The following is a 17,523-nucleotide window of genomic DNA, read 5'->3' on the forward strand; positions in this document are numbered from 1 at the left end:
CCGGTGGCCCCGGCCGCCACATCCGCCACGACGGTCGGGAGCACACGCAGGTGGTATATACGGGTGATGAACGAGCGCGACGCCGAAGTGATCCAGCCTGCGATGCTCGAACGTCCGGTGAATCCAGCCCGTTACAGAGGTGTGGTGCGGCCGGACAAGACCGTGCGGTGGGCGAGAAACGAGCTCGAGCAGGTCAGCCGGATGCGTGGGCGATCTCCGGACATGTGGCGCTTACCCGAGGCGCTGGACCACCTGGCCTCGTTGCTGACCGAGCTGGGTTGGGACGATCTCGCCTGCCTGGCTCGCCGGGAGGAGCTGGCGGTCTGCCGGACGTTGTCCCCTGCCCGGCCGGGCTTCTTCGCTGACCGGATCGTCCACGCCCTGGCCGCGTTACGCGACAACCTCATGGAGTGCAAGCGGCATGAGGAGGCACTGGAGGTTGTCGAGGAGCTCCTGCGACTGTCGGAGGCCAACCGATCGGCGCAGGCGCAGGCTCCGGGTGCGCGCTACTGGCGGACGGTGCTCCTGGCCAGGCTCGGCCGCGATCGCGAGGCGGTGGAGTCCGCGGCCGAGGCGGTGACCGAGATCCGTGAACGGCTACAGCACGCCGAGGCCCTCTCGACGGGCTTGGAGCTCATCCACGCGCTGGCGGCCTATGCGGATCGTCTGGACAAGGTCGGCCGCGTGGCCGAAGCCGCCGAGGTGAGCGCCGAGGTCATGGCGGCCTGGTGGCGCCGGGCCGACTCGACGGTTCAGTTCCTCCAGACGCTGGACCTGTGCAGCGAACGGCTCGTCCGGAGCGGGCAGACCGAACGGGCGCACGCGTGCATCATCGAGGCGATGAGAAAGCTGCGGCGCCGTAAGCGCGACACCTACCAGGCAGGGGCCTGGCACAACCTCGGCGTCCGGCTGCTCGCGCTGGGGGCGCCGGAGGCGGCGCTGACCGCCGGCCAGGAAGCGGTACAGCTCTACCGCGACAGGGCGCGCGCTCATCAGGAGCGGCACCGGGAGCTGGAGGCGGAGGACGACTGGGACGACGACCATCGCTACTCCGAGGCCTACCTGCTCGGCCGGCGACGTGAGGAGCTGAAGTCCTCGCGCAGGCAGGTCCGTCGCGCCGAGCAGGATCTGCACGACGCCCTGCTCAGCCTGAGTGCCTGCCTGCAGCAGCTCGGCCGCCTCGACGAGGCGGCGGCGGCCGGCGCCGAAGCCGCCACACTCCCCGGCTGAGGCGCGTCCGCCGCCGTAGGCGGCTCAATCCTCGGAGGCGCTCGGCGTGCCCTGAGTGTCAGGGCGAGGGGGTACGGCGCGCAGGGCCAGGGCGAGCAGGGCGCGGGCGTCGGCGACGGGACGCTGTTCCACGACGTGCTCCAGCCACTGGGCCGTGACCGTCGAGTAGATCAGCCGCGCGGTGGGGTCGTGGGCGGGCAGCCCGAGCGCGTCGGCGACGATGGCGACGCATCCGTCGGTCCAGCGCCTGGCGAGTCGCTGGAGGGCGGGGTCGCGTCCGGCGTGCACGTACAGCTCCCACAGGGCCAGCTGACGCCCACGGTCGGCGTCCGCGACCTCGTCGATGATCTGCTCCAGGCCGTGGTCGGTCACCCATGCGCGGGTGGCGGCCAGTTCGCTGTCCACCAGGCAGGCGAAGGCCTCGGCCAGCAGGTGATCACGCGAGGTGAAGTAGTAGGTGGTGGCCGCCAGGGGCAGCTGCGCGCGCTGGGCGACCGCGCGGTGGGTGACGGCCGCGAAGCCGCCCTCGGTGAGCAGGTCGACGGCGGCCGCCAGCAGGGCGGCCCTGCGGCGCAGGCCGCGCGGCTGGGTGGCGGTCAATGCCCGCCCGCCAGGTTGAGCACGACCACACCGCCGACGATGAGCAGGATGCCGGCGACCTTCACCAGAGTGAGGCTCTCGCCGAGGAACAGCGCGCCGATGAGGGCGATGGCCGCGGTGCCCACGCCCGACCAGACGGCGTAGGCGGTGCCGACGTCCATGTGGAGCTTGAGCACCTGCGCCAGCAGCACGAAGGAGGCGACGTAGCCGAGGGCCACCACGACGCTCCAGCCCAGGTGGGAGAAGCCGTTGCTGAGTTTGAGCGCCGAGGTCGCCACGACCTCCGTCGCGATGGCGCCGAAAAGCAGGAGCCAGGCCATAGGGGACCCTTTCACGAAAAAGTGGTACGCACGTGCCACTTTAGCGGAGCCGGAATCGCGGATCCGCTTGAAACCGCTGTCGAATGCGTGTTCTATGTGGAGTGTGGGTTGGGACGCGCTTTCGCTCGTGGACGTCGCCGACGAGCGCCCGGCGATCGAGCGCCGCGCGCTCGCACGCGGAGCGTTCTACGAGACGCAGGCTCGCACGATGATCGAGAAGGTGCCCGCGAGCGCGGGCATCACCGAACGCTGGGCCGTCAGCCCCTACCGAGGGTGTGCGCACGCCTGCAGAGGGTGCGGCGCCAGGCGCCCGCATCGTGGTCTCGGTCTCGACGCAGGGCGCGACTTCGACACCCGCATCGTGGTCAAGGCCAACGCCGCGCCGCGCCTGCGCGCCGAGCTGACGCGCTGGCAGGGCGAGCCGGTCGCGATCGGCGTGGGCGGCGACTGCTACCAGGAGGCCGAGCTCACCTACCACCTGATGCCGCCACTGATCGCCGCGCTGGCCGAGGCCGGTGTGCCCTTCACCGTCTACACCAAGAGCCCTCTGGTGCTGCGCGACGCGGCCCTGCTGCGATCCGCGGGGGCGCGGGTGGCGGTCTCGATCGCCTTCGTCGACGAGCAGATCCGCCGCGCGGTCGAGCCCGGCGCGCCGACCGCGCAGCGCCGCCTGGAGCTGGTGGCGGCCCTCGCCGAGGCGGGCGTGGAGTGCAGGGTGCTGATGGCGCCGGTGCTGCCGCTGCTGAGCGACGCCGCCGACCAGCTGGCCGCCACCGTACGGCGCATCGCCGCCGCGGGGGCCACGGGGGTGGAGCCGGTGGTGCTGCGCCTGCCGCACGGCACCCGGCAGTGGTACCTCACCTGGCTGGAACAGGCACATCCCGCGCTGGTCGAACGCTATGCGGAGCTGTATGACAAGGCGGGCATGCCGGCGCTCGGCTACGAGTCGCGCATCACCGGTCAGATCGCCCAGCTGGCCCAGGCGTACGGCATGAGCTGCGGCCCCGCCCCCTCCCCCGCGCCCCGCCCACCGCAGGCCGACCAGCTCGCCCTCGTCTGACCCCGCCACCACCTCACCCACCCCGCTCCCCCGGCTCGGAGATGCGGCCGATCACGACAGCACGTCAGGCCGATCGTTCGCGGCGCTCGCGTGAGAGCTGCTCGCGCGGCACCAGGGTCGGGTTGACGTGCTCGAGGACGGTGTCGCGGGTGACCAGCACCTTGCCCACCTCCTCCAGGCTCGGCACCTCGAACATCACGTTGAGCAGGACCTCCTCGACCACCGCCCTGGCCGCCCTGGCGCCGGTACGGCGCAGCAGCGCCTGCTCGGCCAGCGCCTCGATCGCGTCAGGGGTGAACTCCAGCTCCACGCCGTCGAGCTCGAACAGGCGCTGGTACTGCTTGACCAGCGCGTTGCGCGGCTCGGTGAGAATGCGCCGCAGCGCCGTCGCGTCCATGGGCTGGAAGGTCGTCACCACCGGCAGCCTGCCGACGAACTCGGGGATCAACCCGAAGCTCAGCAGGTCAGAGGGCATGACGTCGGCGAGGCTGTCGCGCGGCGCGGCGCGCGGCGCCGCGTTGAAGCCCGAGCCGTGATCGCCTGCTCGCCGTTCGATGATCTGCTCGAGGCCGGCGAAGGCGCCGCCGACGATGAACAGCACGTTGGTGGTGTCGATCTGGATGAAGTCCTGCTGCGGGTGCTTGCGGCCGCCCTGGGGCGGCACGGAGGCGACGCTGCCCTCCAGCATCTTCAGCAGCGCCTGCTGGACGCCCTCGCCCGAGACGTCGCGGGTGGTCGACGGGTTGTCGCTCCTGCGGCCGACCTTGTCGATCTCGTCGATGTAGACGATGCCGCGCTCAGCTTTGGCGACGTCGTCGTCGGCGGCCCGCAGGAGCTTGAGCAGGATGTTCTCGACGTCCTCGCCGACGTAGCCGGCCTCGGTGAGGGCGGTGGCGTCGGCGACGGCGAAGGGGACGTCGAGCAGGCGGGCCAGGGTCTGGACGAGGTAGGTCTTGCCGCTGCCGGTGGGGCCGATGAGCAGGATGTTGGACTTGCCGAGCTCGACGGGGTCGTGGCCGGAGAGGGTGGCGTTGATGCGTTTGTAGTGGTTGTAGACGGCCACCGAGAGGGTCATCTTGGCGGCGTCCTGCCCGATGACGTACTGGTCGAGGAAGTCGTGGATCTCGCGCGGCCTGGGCATCGGGGCGCGCTCACCGGCTTCGGGCGGCAGGTCTTCGACGATGAGCTCGTTGCACAGCTCGACGCATTCGTCGCAGATGCAGACGCGGCCGGGTCCTGCGATGAGCTTCTTGACCTGCTGTTGGTTCTTGCCGCAGAAGGTGCAGGTCAGCGGGTTGGCGATGCGAGCCACCGCGGTCAGAGGGTGACCGGCAGCGTGGACAGCCGCCAGGTGCCGGGGTCGGGGACGCGCCGCGCCTCGTGCGGCGCGGCCGCCAGGGCCAGGCCGGGATAGCGGCGCAGCAGCGCGGTCAGGGCGACCTCGGTCTGGACGCGGGCCAGGGAGGCGCCGAGGCAGAAGTGCGGACCGTGGGCAAAGCCGAGGTGGGGCGCGGTGCCGGCGGGCCTGCCCAGATCGAGGGTCTCGGGGTCGGTGAAGGCCCGGGGATCGCGGTTGGCCCCGACGATGGAGGCGCTGACGGCCTCGCCCTTGTGGACGAGGGTGCCGAACAGCTCGACGTCCTCGCGGGCGTAGCGGGGAATCGACAGCAGCATGGGGCCGCACCAGCGCATGAGCTCCTCCACCGCGCGGGGCATGAGTTCCGGCTCCGCGCGCAGCCTGGCCAGGTGGTCAGGGTGGGACAGCAGCACGTGGACGGCGTTGGCGATGAGGTTGATCGGGGTCTGCCCGGCCAGGACGAGGTTCCAGACCATGGTGACCATCTCGGTGTCGCTGAGCCTGCCGCCGTCGTCGTCCTGGGCCCTGATGAGGTCGGTGAGCAGGTCGTCGCCGGGTTCGGCGCGCCTGCGCGCGATGGCGGCCCTGGCTCCCTCCAGGACGGCGGGGATGGCCTCGCCGAATCTCTGTCCCGAGCCGGCGGCCACGGCGGCGCCGTACTCGCGCCAGCGCGGGCGGTCGGCGTCGGGGACGCCGACCAGCTCGCAGATGACGTCGATCGGCAGGGGGGCCGCGAAGTGCGCCATCAGGTCGACGGCGCCGTCGTCGAGGAGGCGGGGCAGGTCGTCGAGGAGCGCCTCGACGAGGGGTTCGAGACGTGGCCTGAAGTCGGCGGCGCGCCTGGCGGTGAAGGCGGGGGCGACGAGCCTGCGCAGGCGCAGGTGCTCCGGTGCCTCCATCTCGGTCATGGTCCTCATGTACGGCAGGCAGTCCTCGGGGATGCCGGGCGGCGGGGTGAAGCTGCCGGAGGTGATCTCGAAGCGGGGGTCGTTGAGCATGGCCCTGGCGTCGTCGTAGCGGGTAAGCACCCACAGGGAGAAGCCGGGGGCGCTGACACGGGCCAGCGGTGCCTGCTCGCGGGCGCGGCCGTAGGCGGTGAAGGGATCCGCGACGACGTCGGGGCTGGTGAGGTCGATCTCGGGGACACCGCTGGTCATGAGGGCCTCCACGGGTTAGATGTTAATAACAGATGATGATGTCATCTGAATGGTCACGGTATCTTGGATCCGTGAAGGACGGCAACGCGAAGGAGGGCGATGGAGCGGCTCAGCAGGGCGCAGACGCAACAGCTCAACCGGGCCAGGGTGCTGAGCGCGGCCAGGCAGGAGTTCGCCGAACGCGGTTTTCGCGAGGCCAAGGTCGACGGCATCGCCGAGCGCGCGGGGCTGACCCGCGGCGCGGTCTACTCCAACTTCCCCGGCAAGCGGGCCCTGTACTTCGCCGTCCTGGCCGAGCTCGCCGAGCAGGCTCCCGAGTCGCCACGGCCCCAGCAGGACATGCGGCCCGGCCAGGCGCTGGGCGCCTTCGCCCGCGCCTGGGTCGCCAGGCTCCCGCTCACCACCGACGACCGGCACGGCAGCACCGGGCTCGGCATGGATCTGCTGGCCGAGGTGATCGCCGACGAGCGCACCAGGCTGCCGTTCGCGCAGCTGCTGAAGCTGCAGGCGATCCTGCTGGGGCTGGCCATGGAGCGGGTGGGCTCGCCGCGGACGCCGCCCGCCCGCCTGGTGGGCGTCGCCGAGGCGGCGCTGACCACCCTGTACGGCGCCGCGCAGCTGGCCGCCGCCGCGCCCGGCTTCGTCGAGCCGTTCAACGTCGTCAGCGCCTGCGAACGCCTGGCCGGCCTCGAACTGCAGGACACCTGGCCGCCCCCGCACCTGCCGTGGGCTCCGCATCCGCGCCCCGCCGACGAGCCGTGGTCACCTCCCGCGATCGCCGACGCGCTGCGCGGCGAGACCGTGCCCCTCGAGCAGGACGGCGTGCTGGCCGTCCTCGGGCTGCACCGGCTGGAGGCCGTCGAGGAGGCGGTGCGGGCCGCGCCGCAGGGCGCGCCGGTGACCCTCGCCATGGTCACCGGCGACCCAGGGGAGCTCGCGCCGCTGGCCAGGCTCGTCATGGCCGAGCTGCGGCACTGCCTGCGCCAGTCCTTCGCGCCGCGGGACTGGCCGCGCCTGCGGGTGGTCTTCGACGACAGCGGCGAGCTGGCGACGGCGGCGGGGCTGAGCGCCGTCAGCGACGGCACCGAGGCCGCGATCGCCGTCAGGGCCGCGCGCGTGGTGGCCAGGGCCGACGGTCGCGGGGCCTGCCACGCCGCCGCGCAAGCCCTGCACGAGGAGGACTTCGCACGCCGCTCCTTCGCCCCGAAAAACGATTGACCCGGTTGCTAGCGTGACCTGCATGGCAATCAGCGAGGATTTCGTCGCCAACGGCTTCGTCAAGATCCGGGCAGCCTCCGACGAGGTCGGGCTGGCCGCCCAGGCGCTGCTGTGGAAGCAGATCGGGCTCACGCCCGACGACCCGTCCGGGTGGACCGAGCCCGTCCGATGGGCCGCCGACCTGACGGGCGAGGGGCCGTTCGGCCAGATCATCAACTCGCCCGAGCTGGCGCGGGCGCTGGACGAGGTGTGCGGGCAGGGCGGCTGGCGCAAGAGCGGCAGCTGCGGCAACATCCCCATCCGCTTCCCCAAGGTGCCCCCTGCCGACGACAGGGGCTGGCACCTCGACCTGAACGTCATGCGCGAGGACGGCAGCTGGGCGGTCAGCGCCCGCTCGGCCACGCTGCTGATCCTCATCCTGTTCTCCGAGGTCGGCCCCGACGACGCGCCCACACGCATCAGGGTGGGCTCCCAGCGCGACTCGATCGCGGCCCTCGGCGAGGGCGTCCACGAGCACGTGCCGGCCAGCCGGCTGGTCGAGGCGGCCAGCGCGCATCGGCCGCTGGCCCACGCCACGGGCGCGCCGGGCGAGGTCTACCTGGTGCACCCGCTGACCGTGCACGCCGCCCAGGAGCACCTCGGCACCAGGCCGCGCTTCATGGCGCAGACACCGGTCTTCCTGTCGGCGCCGCTCGACCCCTCGGCCGACACCCCGCTGGCCAGGGCCGTACGGTGAGCGGCTCGGCGTCGGCAGCGCGGCGAGACTCCGCGCGCGGGTAGCCCGCACGCGCGCCCTATGATCTCGGCGTGGATATTCGCAAAGGTGGACCAGGAGACGTCGCGGCGGTGCTGCGGATGTTCGACAGCGCGATCGAGTGGCTGGTGGCACAGGGTAGGACCGGACAGTGGGGCAGCGAGCCCTTCTCCGCCGACCCCAAGCGTGTCGGGCAGGTGGCCGGTTGGGCCGAGGGTGAGGGCATGCGCATCGCCGTGATCGACGGCGAGGCGGCCGGGTGCATGACGGTCGGCGGGCCGCTGCCGTACGTCAGCGCGGCCGACGAACCCGAGCTGTACGTGCAGGGGCTGGTCATCGACCAGCGCTTCCACGGGCGCGGCGTGGGCAGGGCGCTGCTGGACCTGGCAGTGGGCGAGGCCAGAGAGCAGGGCGTGGACCTCGTGCGCGTCGACTGCTACGCCGGTGACGACGGGCAGTTGGTGCGCTACTACGAAAGCTGCGGTTTCCGGCGCGCGCAGACCTTCACGGTGGGTCAGTGGCCAGGGCAGGTGCTCGAGCGCAGGGTCTCCGACCCCGTACGGCTGTGACCACGGGCCCCTTTTGGTAAAGGAACTCCGCCACAGGGATTGACGGAGGGTTTGAGACGGAATGATGGCGTATGCGCGTCGCGGCTGGCCTCGATCAGGGCCCCGGACGGCGGCGCGCACGTCTCCCCCCAGACACCGACCCCGCGCAGGGGCAGTCGAAGAATCGGGGACCTCATGAGCAATCTCATCGCCATCGCCTATCCGGACGTCGAGACCGCCACGCGGGTGCGCGACCGCCTGCTCGACATGCAGCGCGAGAAGCTCATCACGCTCGCCGACGCCGCGGTGGCGGAGAAGAAGCCCGACGGGAAGATCAAACTTCACCAGCTGCGCAGCACGGTCGGCGGCGGCGCGGCGGCGGGCAGCCTGTGGGGCGGGCTGATCGGCCTGCTGTTCCTGGCCCCGCTGCTGGGCATGGCGGTGGGCGCGGCCGCCGGAGCGGCCGGCGGCGCGGCGACCGACATCGGCGTGGACGACTCCTTCATGAGGGACCTGGGCCAGCGCATGCAGCCCGGCAGCGCCACGCTGTTCCTGCTGGTCGTCCAGAGCACCCCTGACAAGGTGATCGCCGAGGTCGCGCCCTACGGCGGGGAGATCATCCAGACCTCGCTCAGCGCGGAGGCCGAGGCATCCCTGCGTGAGTCGGTCGAGGCCGCCCGGTCGGCCGCCGCGGCCCGCTGACCCACCGGCTTCACGCTCGGACGGCTGAGCACATGAGCCAGCACACGAGCGGCGCGGTCGCGCAGACCTCCAGCGCTCAGAAGTTGCCGCTGCTGACACTGACCGCCATGGTGGTCGGCTCGATGGTCGGCGCCGGGGTGTTCTCGCTGCCCCGTAACTTCGCCCAGGCCACCGGCGTGCTCGGCGCGCTGATCGCCTGGACGGTCGCCGGAGCCGGCATGCTGATGCTCGCCTTCGTCTTCCAGACGCTCGCCGTGCGCAAGCCCGAACTCAACGCGGGCGTCTACGCCTACGCGAAGGCGGGATTTGGCGAGTTCCCCGGCTTCTTCTCCGCCTTCGGCTACTGGGCCAGCGCCTGTGTCGGCAACGTGTCGTACTGGGTGCTGATCAAGTCCACGGTCGGCGCGGCCGTGCCGGGGTTCGGCGAGGGAGACACGCTGCTGGCGGTGGCCGTCTCGGTCGTCGGCGTGTGGGCCTTCCACTTCATGATCGTGCGCGGCGTGAAGGAGGCCGCCGCCATCAACAAGATCGTCACGATCGCGAAGCTCGTGCCGCTGCTGCTGTTCGTGGTGATCCTCACCGTCGCCTTCAAGGCGGACGTGTTCGGCGCCAACTTCTGGGGCGGGCAGCAACGCTCGGCCGGAGCGCTGTTCGAGCAGGTCAAGGCGACCATGCTGGTGACGGTCTTCGTCTTCCTGGGTGTGGAGGGCGCCAGCGTCTACTCCCGCTACGCCCGCAGGCGCGAGGACGTCGGCAGGGCCACCGTGCTCGGCTTCCTCAGCGTCCTGGCCCTGTTCGCCTCGGTGACGATCCTGTCCTACGCCACCCTGTCCAAGGCCGAGCTCACCGGGCTGCGGCAGCCGTCCGTGGCAGGGGTGCTGGAGTCGGTGGTCGGGGGCTGGGGCGCGGCCCTCATCAGCGTCGGGCTCATCGTCTCGGTGCTCGGCGCCTACCTGGCCTGGACCCTCATGGCCGCCGAGGTGCTGTTCGTGGCCGCCAGGGACGATGACATGCCGGCCTTCCTCAAGCGCGAGAACCGGCAGGGCGCGCCGGTCACCGCGCTGGTGATGACCAGCGTGCTGGTCACCGCCGTGCTGGCGATCACGCTGTTCTCCGACGACGCCTTCACCTTCACGCTGAAGCTGTGCAGCTCGCTGTCGCTGGTGCCGTACCTGCTGGCCGCCGGGTACGCGCTCAAGCTCACCCTCACCAGGGACGGCTACGAGAGGGAGGCGCGGGCGCGGCGCAAGGACCTGGTGGTGGCGGCGCTGGCCGTCGTCTACACCGCTTTCCTGATCTTCGCGGCGGGGCTGGAGTTCCTGCTGCTGTCGTTCGTCATCTACGCGCCGGGCACGATCCTGTTCATCATCACCAGGCGCGAACGCGGCAGGAGGGTCTTCTCCCCCGCCGAGCTGGTGCTGTTCGTGGTGGCCGTCGTGGGGGCGGTCATCGGCGTCGCGGGCCTCGCCAGTGGCCTCATCACCATCTGAACCTTTCGCCAGGACCACAGGGGACGACAATGACCAGGTCACATCGAACGAGCGGACGGCGTGCGGCGCTGCGGGCCGTGGTGGCGGCCTGTCTGCTGCTGGTGTGCGCGGCCTGCGCCGAGGAACGCGGCCCCGACCAGTGGGACCGCGGCGGCCTGGTCGACGGGCAGGTCGGCGCGGTGCAGCTGATCCACGCCCACGTCCTGGCCCCGCCCATGGACGCGCAGAAGACGGGCGACGACCTCGGCCTGTACGTGACGCTGGTTAACAACAGCGACAGGGACCAGGTCCTGAACGGCGTCAGCACCGTGCACGCCGACAGCGTCGTCTACCGCGAAGGGGACCAGCAGCCGCAGCCGATCGCGGTGACGCTGCCCGCCCGCCGCACCGTCAGCCTGCAGGAGGGCCATGACCGGCCGCACCTGGAGCTGGTCGGCATCCACCGGCCGCTCGGCGCCACCCCGATCGACGTCACCTTCCGCTTCCCCTCCGCCGGGACCATCACGCTGCGCGTCCCCGTGCTGCCGCTGAGCCGTGGGGCGGGCTCGCCGGCTCCCGGGTAGCGGCCGAGGACCTGCGCCGCCAGGGGCGGTCACCCGCCGGCAGACGGGGCTACTTACTTCGCCTGCCGTACGCAAGGAGCCTTCCCTGGGACGACGACCGGGCGGGGTGGGCCGGGCGACGATCGACAGCATGAACGACATCCTTCGTGAACGGGTGGAAGGCGCCGTGCACGCCCCCGGCGACGAGCGCTACGAGGCGGAGCGGCGGCCGTGGAACCGGCTGGTCGATCATCGGCCGGCCGTCGTCGTCGAGGCGGCCGGCCCCGGTGACGTGCGGGCCGCGCTGCTGACGGCGCGCGAGCGCGAGGTGCCGTTCGCCGTCCAGTCCACCGGGCACGGCACGCTGGTGCCCACCGACGGCGGCGTGCTGGTCAAGACGACACCGATGGCGTCGGTGCGGGTCGATCCCGAGCGGCGCACCGCCCGGGTGGGCGCGGGCGCGATCTGGTCCGACGTCATCACCGCCGCCGCGCCGTACGGCCTGGCGCCCGTCTCCGGCACCCCCGCGATCGGCGTGGCCGGCTACACCCTGGGCGGCGGGGCGGGCTGGCTGTCGCGTCTGCACGGCTACGCCGCCGACAACCTGATCGGCGCAGAGGTCGTGACCGCCGAAGGGCACAGCGTCACCGTCAGCGCCGACGAGCACCCGGAGCTGTTCTGGGCGCTGCGCGGCGGCGGAGGCAACTTCGCGGTGGTGACCTCGCTGGAGTTCAGGCTGCACCCGGTGGGCCGGGTGCACGCGGGGATGGCGCTGTTCCCCTTCGAGCGGGCGGCCGACACCCTGGCCCGCTACAGGGAGTGGGCGCTGACCGAGCCGGACGAGCTGAACACCTCGGTCATCCTGATGCGCATGCCGGGCCGCGGCTGGGTGCTTGCCGTCCGGGCCTTCTGCGTGGACGGCGGCGAGCACGCGCTGGAGTCGCTGCTGGAGGTGGCCGGGCCCTCGCTGGGCGGAGAGTTCGCCACGATGAGCTTCGCCGAGGCCGCCACCGCTTTCGGCGGCCCCCCTCCGCCTCCGATGGCCGTGCTCCAGCACATCGACCTGCTGGAGCAGGTGAGCGACGAGGCGATCGACACGATCGTCAAGAGCGCGGACGGCACGCTGACGGCGATCGAGGTGCGACACTGGGGCGGCGCGATGGCCAGGCCCGAGCCGGGAGCGGGGCCCGTGGGGCATCGGCGGGTGCCGTTCTCGGTGATCGCGACCTCGGTGCTCGACGGCTCAGACGAGCGCGAACAGGTGGAAGGGGACCAGCGGGAGGTGGCCAGGGCGCTGCGGCCGCACGCCATGGGCGGCACGTTCCTGAACTTCCTGTACGACCCGTCGAGGACGGCGACGGCCTACACCGCCGCCGACCACGCGCGACTGGCCGAGGTGAAGCGGGAGTGGGATCCCGGCAACGTCCTGGGCCGCAGCCACAACATCGCCCCGGCTAGCGGGTCTCCTCGAGGGCGGAGCCCTTCTTCCACTCCTTGAACGACAGCTGCCAGAAGCCCCAGCCGTTGTTCCACTCCAGCTCGCGGTTGGTGCCGGTGATGTCGACCACGTCGCCGCGCTGCATGGTGTCGTGGAACCACTTGGCCTGGTCGGGGCGGGAGTTGATGCAGCCGTGGCTGACGTTCTGCCTGCCCTGCGCCCAGACGTTGTTCTTGGCGTGGACGTATTCACCGGAGTTGGAGATGCGCACGGCGTGGTTGATCATCACGTCGTAGTAGCCGGGGTCGCCCTTCTTGCGGCCGGGCGAGATCATCCGGACCGGGTTGGCGCGCTCCATGGTCAGGTGGACGCCCGAGGTGGTGGTGTACTCCCGCGTGGTGGCCATGCCCGCGCTGATGCGCATGGTCTTGACCTTCTTGCCGTCGCGGTAGACGTACATCATGTGCGTCTTGGTGTTGACCTTGCTGATCTGCTTGGCGCCGATCTTGATGGTCGTGGTGTAGTCCTTCACCCCGTACATGTCCTTGCCGCCCTGCACGCCGTTGAGGCGCGCGGTCAGCTTGACGTCCTGGTGGGCGGGCCAGTACTTGGCGGTGCGGTAGATGACGGTCTTGTCGTTGATCCACCGCCAGGCGCCCTCGACGGGCTTTTCCGCCTCGACCTCCAACGCCCCCTCCACGGCCGCCTTGTCGGAGACCGGGTTGTTGAAGGTGAGGATGATCGGCGCCCCCACGCCGACCTTCTCGCCCTTCTGGTTCGGGGTGACGTCGGCGACCTCGAGCTCGACCTCGGGCTTGAGGGTCTTGAAGCTGGCCGCCGCCGTCGTCGTCCCGGCCTTGGCCGAGACGCTGTAGCTGCTGGTCGGCCTCAGCGGTTCCTTGGAGACCCACTTGGTCTTGTCAGCGTTGAAGGAGCCTTCGAGCTGCTTGCCGCCGCCTTGGACGACCACCTCGTCCAGCGCGCCGCCCGAGGCGGTGACGACCACCTTCTTGTTCGGCTTCACCTTGGAGCTGCCCTGCGCTGGGCTGATCTTGATGGCGGGAGCGGGCGAGGCCGAGGCCGTCGCCGACTTCCCAGCTGCGGCGGGCCCGCCCGGGGCGGCTGGGCCGCCCGAGCAGGACGCCGTCAAAGCGGCGGCCACGACGACCGCGACTCCGGCGACGGGCCTCCTCCAAGCTGGCGCAACACTCAACACAGATCTCTCCCCCAGAACAGCAAAGCGCACCACAAGACTTTATTGGTCATACCTGTTAGATGCCGAATCATATGGGAGAGTTCGGTAACAATTAGGACACCTAAGAGCGTCAACCAGTTGACAGGCGGTGAGTCAGACCCGTGTGTCGGCGTCCCGCGCCCTTGGTGCGGATGGCCTGGGCCAGCGCCCGGCGCGATCCGACGATCACCACCAGGCGTTTCGCCCTGGTGATCGCGGTGTAGAGCAGGTTGCGCTGCAGCATCATCCACGCGCTGGTGGCCAGCGGGATGACCACCGCCGGGTACTCGCTGCCCTGGGAGCGGTGGATGGAGACGGCGTAGGCGTGGGCCAGCTCGTCCAGCTCGTCGAAGGAGTAGTCGACGCTCTCCTCCTCGTCGGTCAGGACGGTGAGCTTGTGGTCGTCGGGGCGGATGTCGGTGACCACGCCGACGGTGCCGTTGAAGACGCCCGCCGCGCCCTTGTCGTAGTTGTTGCGCAGCTGGGTGACCTTGTCGCCGATCCTGAAGACGCGCCCGCCGTAGCGCCGCTCGGGCATCCCCTCACGCGCGGGGGTCAGCGCCTCCTGCAGGGCGAGGTTGAGCGCGCCCGCGCCGGCCGCGCCCCTGTGCATGGGCGCCAGCACCTGCACGTCGCGGCGGGGATTGAGGCCGAACTTGCGGGCGATGCGGCGCGCGACCACGTCCACCGTGAGCGTGGCGATCTCCTCGGGCTCCTCGCAGGGGAACAGGAAGAAGTCCTTCATACCCTCCAGCACCGGGTGGCGGCCGGTGTTGACCCGGTGGGCGTTGACCACCACGCCGGACTCCTGCGCCTGGCGGAAGATCTGCGTCAGCCGTACGCGGGGGATGTCGTCGGCGGCCAGCAGGTCCTTGAGCACCTCGCCCGCGCCGACTGAGGGCAGCTGGTCGACGTCGCCGACCAGCAGCAGGTGAGCTCCTGGGGCGATGGCCTTGACCAGCTTGTTGGCCAGCAGCAGGTCGAGCATGGAGGCCTCGTCGACCACGACCAGGTCGGCCTCCAGCGGGTTGTCGCGGTCGAAGGTGGCCTCACCGCCAGGACGCAGTTGCAGCAGGCGGTGCACGGTGGTGGCCTCGTGCCCGGTCAGCTCCGACAGGCGCTTGGCCGCCCGTCCTGTCGGGGCGGCCAGGATGACCTTCGCCTTCCTCGCGCGGGCCAGCAGCACGATGGAGCGCACGGTGAAGGACTTGCCGCAGCCGGGGCCGCCGGTCAGCACCGCGACCTTCTCGGTCAGGGCAAGGCGCACCGCCTGACGCTGCTCGGTGGCCAGCTCCGCGCCCGTCTGACCGTGCAGCCACTGCTCGGCCCTGACCCAGTCGACGTCGGCGAAGCCCTTCAGCCGGTCGCGGCCGGTGCGCAGCAGGGTGAGCAGGCTGCCGGCCAGCGACAGCTCGGCGCGGTGGAAGGGCAGCAGGTAGACCGCGGGCACCACGTTGTCGCCCGCGGGGATGTCCTCGCGGACCACGCCCTCCTCGGCGACCAGCTCCTCCAGGCAGCTCTTGACCAGCTCGGGCGTCACCTCGAGGATCTTGACGGCGTCGCCGACGAGGTTGGGGGCGGGCAGGTAGCAGTGGCCGTCGTCGGCGGCCTGCGACAGGGTGTAGCGCAGGCCCGCCTTGACCCGCTCGGGGCTGTCGTGCGGGATGCCGACCGCCTGGGCGATGGTGTCGGCGGTCTTGAAGCCGATGCCCCACACCTCGTCGGCCAGCTTGTACGGCTGGCCGCGCACGACCGAGATCGACGCCTCGCCGTACTGCTTGAAGATGCGCACCGCGATCGAGGTGGACACGCCCACGCCCTGCAGGAAGATCATGACCTCCTTGATGATCTTCTGCTCCTCCCAGGCGACGGCGATCAGCTTGGTGCGCTTGGGGCCCAGGCCCGGCACCTCGACCAGGCGCTCGGGGCTGGTCTCGATGACGTCGAGCGTGTCGGTGCCGAAGTGGTCGACGATGCGCTCGGCCATCTTCGGGCCGATGCCCTTGATCAGGCCCGAGCCCAGGTAGCGGCGGATGCCCTGCACCGTGGCCGGAAGCACGGTGGCATACGACCACACCTCGAACTGCCTGCCGTAACGGGGGTGGGAGGTCCAGCGGCCGGTCAGCCGCAGCGACTCGCCGACCTGCGCGCCCAGCAGCGGCCCCACCACGGTGAGCAGCTCCGCGCCCGAACGCTCGGTGGCCACGCGCGCGATGGTGTAGCCGCTCTCCTCGTTGGCGTAGGTGATCCGCTCGAGCACCGCCTCCAGCACGCTGCCGTTCTCCACGCCGACCATCCTAAAGGCGATCTTTTCAGCGTCTCCCTGCTCTCTCGGTACTCTTCGGCGTTATGAGCCAAGTGGGTGAGTCCACCGCCAGGGCGCTGCTGCGCAGGCTGGCCGTGGAGCAGAGTGAGTCCAGGGTGCCGTCGCTGACGGCCGCCGTCGTGCGCGACGGCGAGGTGGCGTGGTTCGGCGGCAGGGGAAGGGTCGGCGAGGGCGAGCCCACCCTCGACACCCAGTACCGCCTCGGCTCGATCACCAAGAGCATGGTCGCCACCGTCGTCATGCGGCTGCGTGACGAGGGCCTGGTCGACCTGCTCGACCCGATCGGCAAGCACGTCGAGGGCACCCCCTTCGAGCAGGTGACGATCGCCCAGCTGCTCTCGCACACCGCCGGCCTGACGGCCGAGCCGCCCACCGAGTGGTGGGAGCGCACGCCCGGGCTGCCGACCGACGAGCTGCTCGCCAGGCTCGGCCCCGAGAACTCCAGGCACCGGCCGGGCCGCCGCTTCCACTACTCCAACCTCGGCTACGGGCTGCTGGGCGAGCTGGTGGCCCGCCATCGCGGCATGCCCTGGCTCGAGGCCGTCCGCCGCGAGGTCCTCGAGCCGCTGGGGATGAACGACACCACCGCCAGGCCGCGCGCCCCGCACGCCAGCGGCTACGCGGTGCATCCCTTCGCCGACGTGCTGCTGGCCGAGCCCGAGCACGACGCGGTCTCGATGGCGCCCGCGGGCCAGCTGTGGTCCACCCCCGGCGACCTGGCCCGCTGGGCGATCTTCCTGACCGGGTCGGGCGACGGCGTGCTCGGCAAGGCCACCCTGGCCGAGATGCGTGAACCCGCCACCGTCGCCGACGGCGACGCCTGGAGCGCGGGCTACGGCCTCGGCCTGCAACTGCTGCGCGACGGAGGACGCCGCCTGTCCGGCCACACCGGGTCGATGCCCGGCTTCCTGGCCACCGTGTGGGCCGACCCCGCCGAGAGGGTCGGCGTGCTGTTCATGGCCAACACCACCTCGGGGGTGCGTGGCACGCTGCTGACCGACCTGCTGGCCATCCTGGACGAGCACGAGCCGCGCCTGCCCGAGCCGTGGGAGCCCGTCGCCGCCGACCCCGACCTGCTGGCCATGACGGGGCTGTGGCACTGGGGGCCGACGCCGTACGTGCTGAGGCTGCTGCCCGAGCGCGGCCTGTCCCTGACGCCCCTGCGCGGCGTGGGACGCGCCTCCCACTTCGTGGCCCAGCAGGACGGCACATGGCTCGGGCTCGACGGCTACTACGCGGGAGAGGTGCTGAGGGCGGGCGACGGCTACCTCGACCTGAACACCTTCATCTTCACCCGCGAGCCGTACGATCCCGCCGCCCCGATCCCTGGCGGACCCGGGGAGTGGAGCGCGTAGCAGCCGAGGCCCCTGGCCGCCGCCGATCCCAGGGGTCGGCGGCGGCCGGCTCGCGGATCGGCTACCCTGGCTCCGTGCATTTGTACTTCCTCTGAGGACGACGACCTCGGCCGCCTGTTCTGTCCCGACTGAGCCCCGACAAGCGGGCATTCCGGGCGCGGCCGAGCATGCCTGTCGTCGTCCCTCATCTCC

At 71.2% G+C, this 17,523-nt stretch carries 16 protein-coding genes; 10 read left to right on the forward strand and 6 right to left on the reverse strand.

Annotated features, from left to right (window positions below):
* The first annotated feature begins 66 nt into the window (after positions 1-66).
* Positions 67-1,230 (forward strand): tetratricopeptide repeat protein, encoded by a 1,164-nt coding sequence (locus FHR33_RS07470; protein ID WP_183645251.1) that lies wholly within the window; start codon positions 67-69, stop codon positions 1,228-1,230.
* A gap of 24 nt (positions 1,231-1,254) precedes the next feature.
* Here the strand turns inward: FHR33_RS07470 and FHR33_RS07475 are convergent, their stop codons facing one another.
* Positions 1,255-1,830 (reverse strand): TetR/AcrR family transcriptional regulator, encoded by a 576-nt coding sequence (locus FHR33_RS07475; protein ID WP_183645252.1) that lies wholly within the window; start codon positions 1,828-1,830, stop codon positions 1,255-1,257.
* A complete protein-coding gene (locus FHR33_RS07480; protein ID WP_183645253.1) occupies positions 1,827-2,150 on the reverse strand; it encodes a DMT family transporter in 324 nt (107 codons plus the stop codon). Before FHR33_RS07480 ends, FHR33_RS07475 begins: the two co-directional genes overlap by 4 nt.
* Before the next feature lie 94 nt (positions 2,151-2,244).
* Between FHR33_RS07480 and FHR33_RS07485 the strand changes: the two genes are divergently transcribed.
* Positions 2,245-3,210 (forward strand): radical SAM protein, encoded by a 966-nt coding sequence (locus FHR33_RS07485; protein ID WP_183645254.1) that lies wholly within the window; start codon positions 2,245-2,247, stop codon positions 3,208-3,210.
* Positions 3,211-3,274: 64 nt separating this feature from the next.
* Here FHR33_RS07485 and clpX read toward each other — a convergent pair whose 3' ends face one another.
* Together clpX and FHR33_RS07495 are read right to left on the reverse strand one after the other, a co-directional pair.
* Positions 3,275-4,522 carry an ATP-dependent Clp protease ATP-binding subunit ClpX gene (gene clpX, locus FHR33_RS07490; protein ID WP_183645255.1) on the reverse strand — a complete coding sequence of 416 codons (1,248 nt, stop codon included), beginning with the start codon at positions 4,520-4,522 and terminating at the stop codon, positions 3,275-3,277.
* 5 nt (positions 4,523-4,527) lie between these two features.
* Positions 4,528-5,724 carry a cytochrome P450 family protein gene (locus FHR33_RS07495; RefSeq protein ID WP_183645256.1) on the reverse strand — a complete coding sequence of 399 codons (1,197 nt, stop codon included), beginning with the start codon at positions 5,722-5,724 and terminating at the stop codon, positions 4,528-4,530.
* 99 nt (positions 5,725-5,823) lie between these two features.
* Here FHR33_RS07495 and FHR33_RS07500 point away from each other — a divergent pair, with 99 nt between their 5' ends.
* From FHR33_RS07500 to FHR33_RS07530, 7 genes are all read left to right on the forward strand, one after another.
* Entirely contained in the window at positions 5,824-6,942 is a 1,119-nt protein-coding gene (locus tag FHR33_RS07500) for a TetR/AcrR family transcriptional regulator (RefSeq protein WP_183645257.1), read from the forward strand.
* A gap of 22 nt (positions 6,943-6,964) precedes the next feature.
* Positions 6,965-7,678: a phytanoyl-CoA dioxygenase family protein gene (locus FHR33_RS07505; RefSeq protein WP_183645258.1), complete on the forward strand. Its 714-nt coding sequence runs from the start codon at positions 6,965-6,967 to the stop codon at positions 7,676-7,678.
* A gap of 71 nt (positions 7,679-7,749) precedes the next feature.
* Positions 7,750-8,265 carry a GNAT family N-acetyltransferase gene (locus FHR33_RS07510; RefSeq protein ID WP_312895404.1) on the forward strand — a complete coding sequence of 172 codons (516 nt, stop codon included), beginning with the start codon at positions 7,750-7,752 and terminating at the stop codon, positions 8,263-8,265.
* A gap of 174 nt (positions 8,266-8,439) precedes the next feature.
* Entirely contained in the window at positions 8,440-8,946 is a 507-nt protein-coding gene (locus FHR33_RS07515) for a DUF1269 domain-containing protein (protein WP_183645259.1), read from the forward strand.
* Positions 8,947-8,978: 32 nt separating this feature from the next.
* Positions 8,979-10,436, forward strand: a complete 1,458-nt coding sequence (locus FHR33_RS07520) for a basic amino acid/polyamine antiporter (protein ID WP_183645260.1) — start codon at positions 8,979-8,981, stop codon at positions 10,434-10,436.
* Positions 10,437-10,465: 29 nt separating this feature from the next.
* On the forward strand, positions 10,466-10,999 hold the full coding sequence (locus FHR33_RS07525) for a copper chaperone PCu(A)C (RefSeq protein WP_183645261.1): 534 nt from the start codon (positions 10,466-10,468) through the stop codon (positions 10,997-10,999).
* A 130-nt stretch (positions 11,000-11,129) separates the two neighbouring features.
* A complete protein-coding gene (locus FHR33_RS07530; protein WP_183645262.1) occupies positions 11,130-12,476 on the forward strand; it encodes an FAD-binding oxidoreductase in 1,347 nt (448 codons plus the stop codon).
* Here the strand turns inward: FHR33_RS07530 and FHR33_RS07535 are convergent.
* Positions 12,433-13,578, reverse strand: a complete 1,146-nt coding sequence (locus FHR33_RS07535; RefSeq protein ID WP_312895405.1) for a L,D-transpeptidase — start codon at positions 13,576-13,578, stop codon at positions 12,433-12,435. The genes FHR33_RS07530 and FHR33_RS07535 overlap by 44 nt on opposite strands.
* 163 nt (positions 13,579-13,741) lie before the next feature.
* Positions 13,742-15,937, reverse strand: coding sequence for an SF1B family DNA helicase RecD2 (gene recD2 / locus FHR33_RS07540; RefSeq protein ID WP_312895406.1), 2,196 nt, complete (start codon positions 15,935-15,937; stop codon positions 13,742-13,744).
* A 62-nt stretch (positions 15,938-15,999) separates the two neighbouring features.
* Between recD2 and FHR33_RS07545 the strand changes: the two genes are divergently transcribed.
* On the forward strand, positions 16,000-17,331 hold the full coding sequence (locus FHR33_RS07545) for a serine hydrolase domain-containing protein (protein WP_183645264.1): 1,332 nt from the start codon (positions 16,000-16,002) through the stop codon (positions 17,329-17,331).
* Positions 17,332-17,523 lie beyond the last annotated feature (192 nt).

It is taken from the genome of Nonomuraea dietziae, assembly GCF_014195505.1.
Classification (GTDB): Bacteria; Actinomycetota; Actinomycetes; order Streptosporangiales; family Streptosporangiaceae; genus Nonomuraea; species Nonomuraea roseola.

Bases quoted from the DNA above. Each gene is read 5' to 3' on its own strand.
- FHR33_RS07520 (WP_183645260.1), top strand. From the start codon at position 8,979: ATGAGCCAGCACACGAGCGGCGCGGTCGCGCAGACCTCCAGCGCTCAG.
- FHR33_RS07505 (WP_183645258.1), top strand. From the start codon at position 6,965: ATGGCAATCAGCGAGGATTTCGTCGCCAACGGCTTCGTCAAGATCCGG.
- FHR33_RS07530 (WP_183645262.1), top strand. From the start codon at position 11,130: ATGAACGACATCCTTCGTGAACGGGTGGAAGGCGCCGTGCACGCCCCC.
- FHR33_RS07515 (WP_183645259.1), top strand. From the start codon at position 8,440: ATGAGCAATCTCATCGCCATCGCCTATCCGGACGTCGAGACCGCCACG.
- FHR33_RS07525 (WP_183645261.1), top strand. From the start codon at position 10,466: ATGACCAGGTCACATCGAACGAGCGGACGGCGTGCGGCGCTGCGGGCC.
- FHR33_RS07480 (WP_183645253.1), bottom strand. From the start codon at position 2,150: ATGGCCTGGCTCCTGCTTTTCGGCGCCATCGCGACGGAGGTCGTGGCG.
- FHR33_RS07545 (WP_183645264.1), top strand. From the start codon at position 16,000: ATGAGCCAAGTGGGTGAGTCCACCGCCAGGGCGCTGCTGCGCAGGCTG.
- FHR33_RS07495 (WP_183645256.1), bottom strand. From the start codon at position 5,724: ATGACCAGCGGTGTCCCCGAGATCGACCTCACCAGCCCCGACGTCGTC.
- FHR33_RS07470 (WP_183645251.1), top strand. From the start codon at position 67: ATGAACGAGCGCGACGCCGAAGTGATCCAGCCTGCGATGCTCGAACGT.
- FHR33_RS07500 (WP_183645257.1), top strand. From the start codon at position 5,824: ATGGAGCGGCTCAGCAGGGCGCAGACGCAACAGCTCAACCGGGCCAGG.
- FHR33_RS07485 (WP_183645254.1), top strand. From the start codon at position 2,245: ATGTGGAGTGTGGGTTGGGACGCGCTTTCGCTCGTGGACGTCGCCGAC.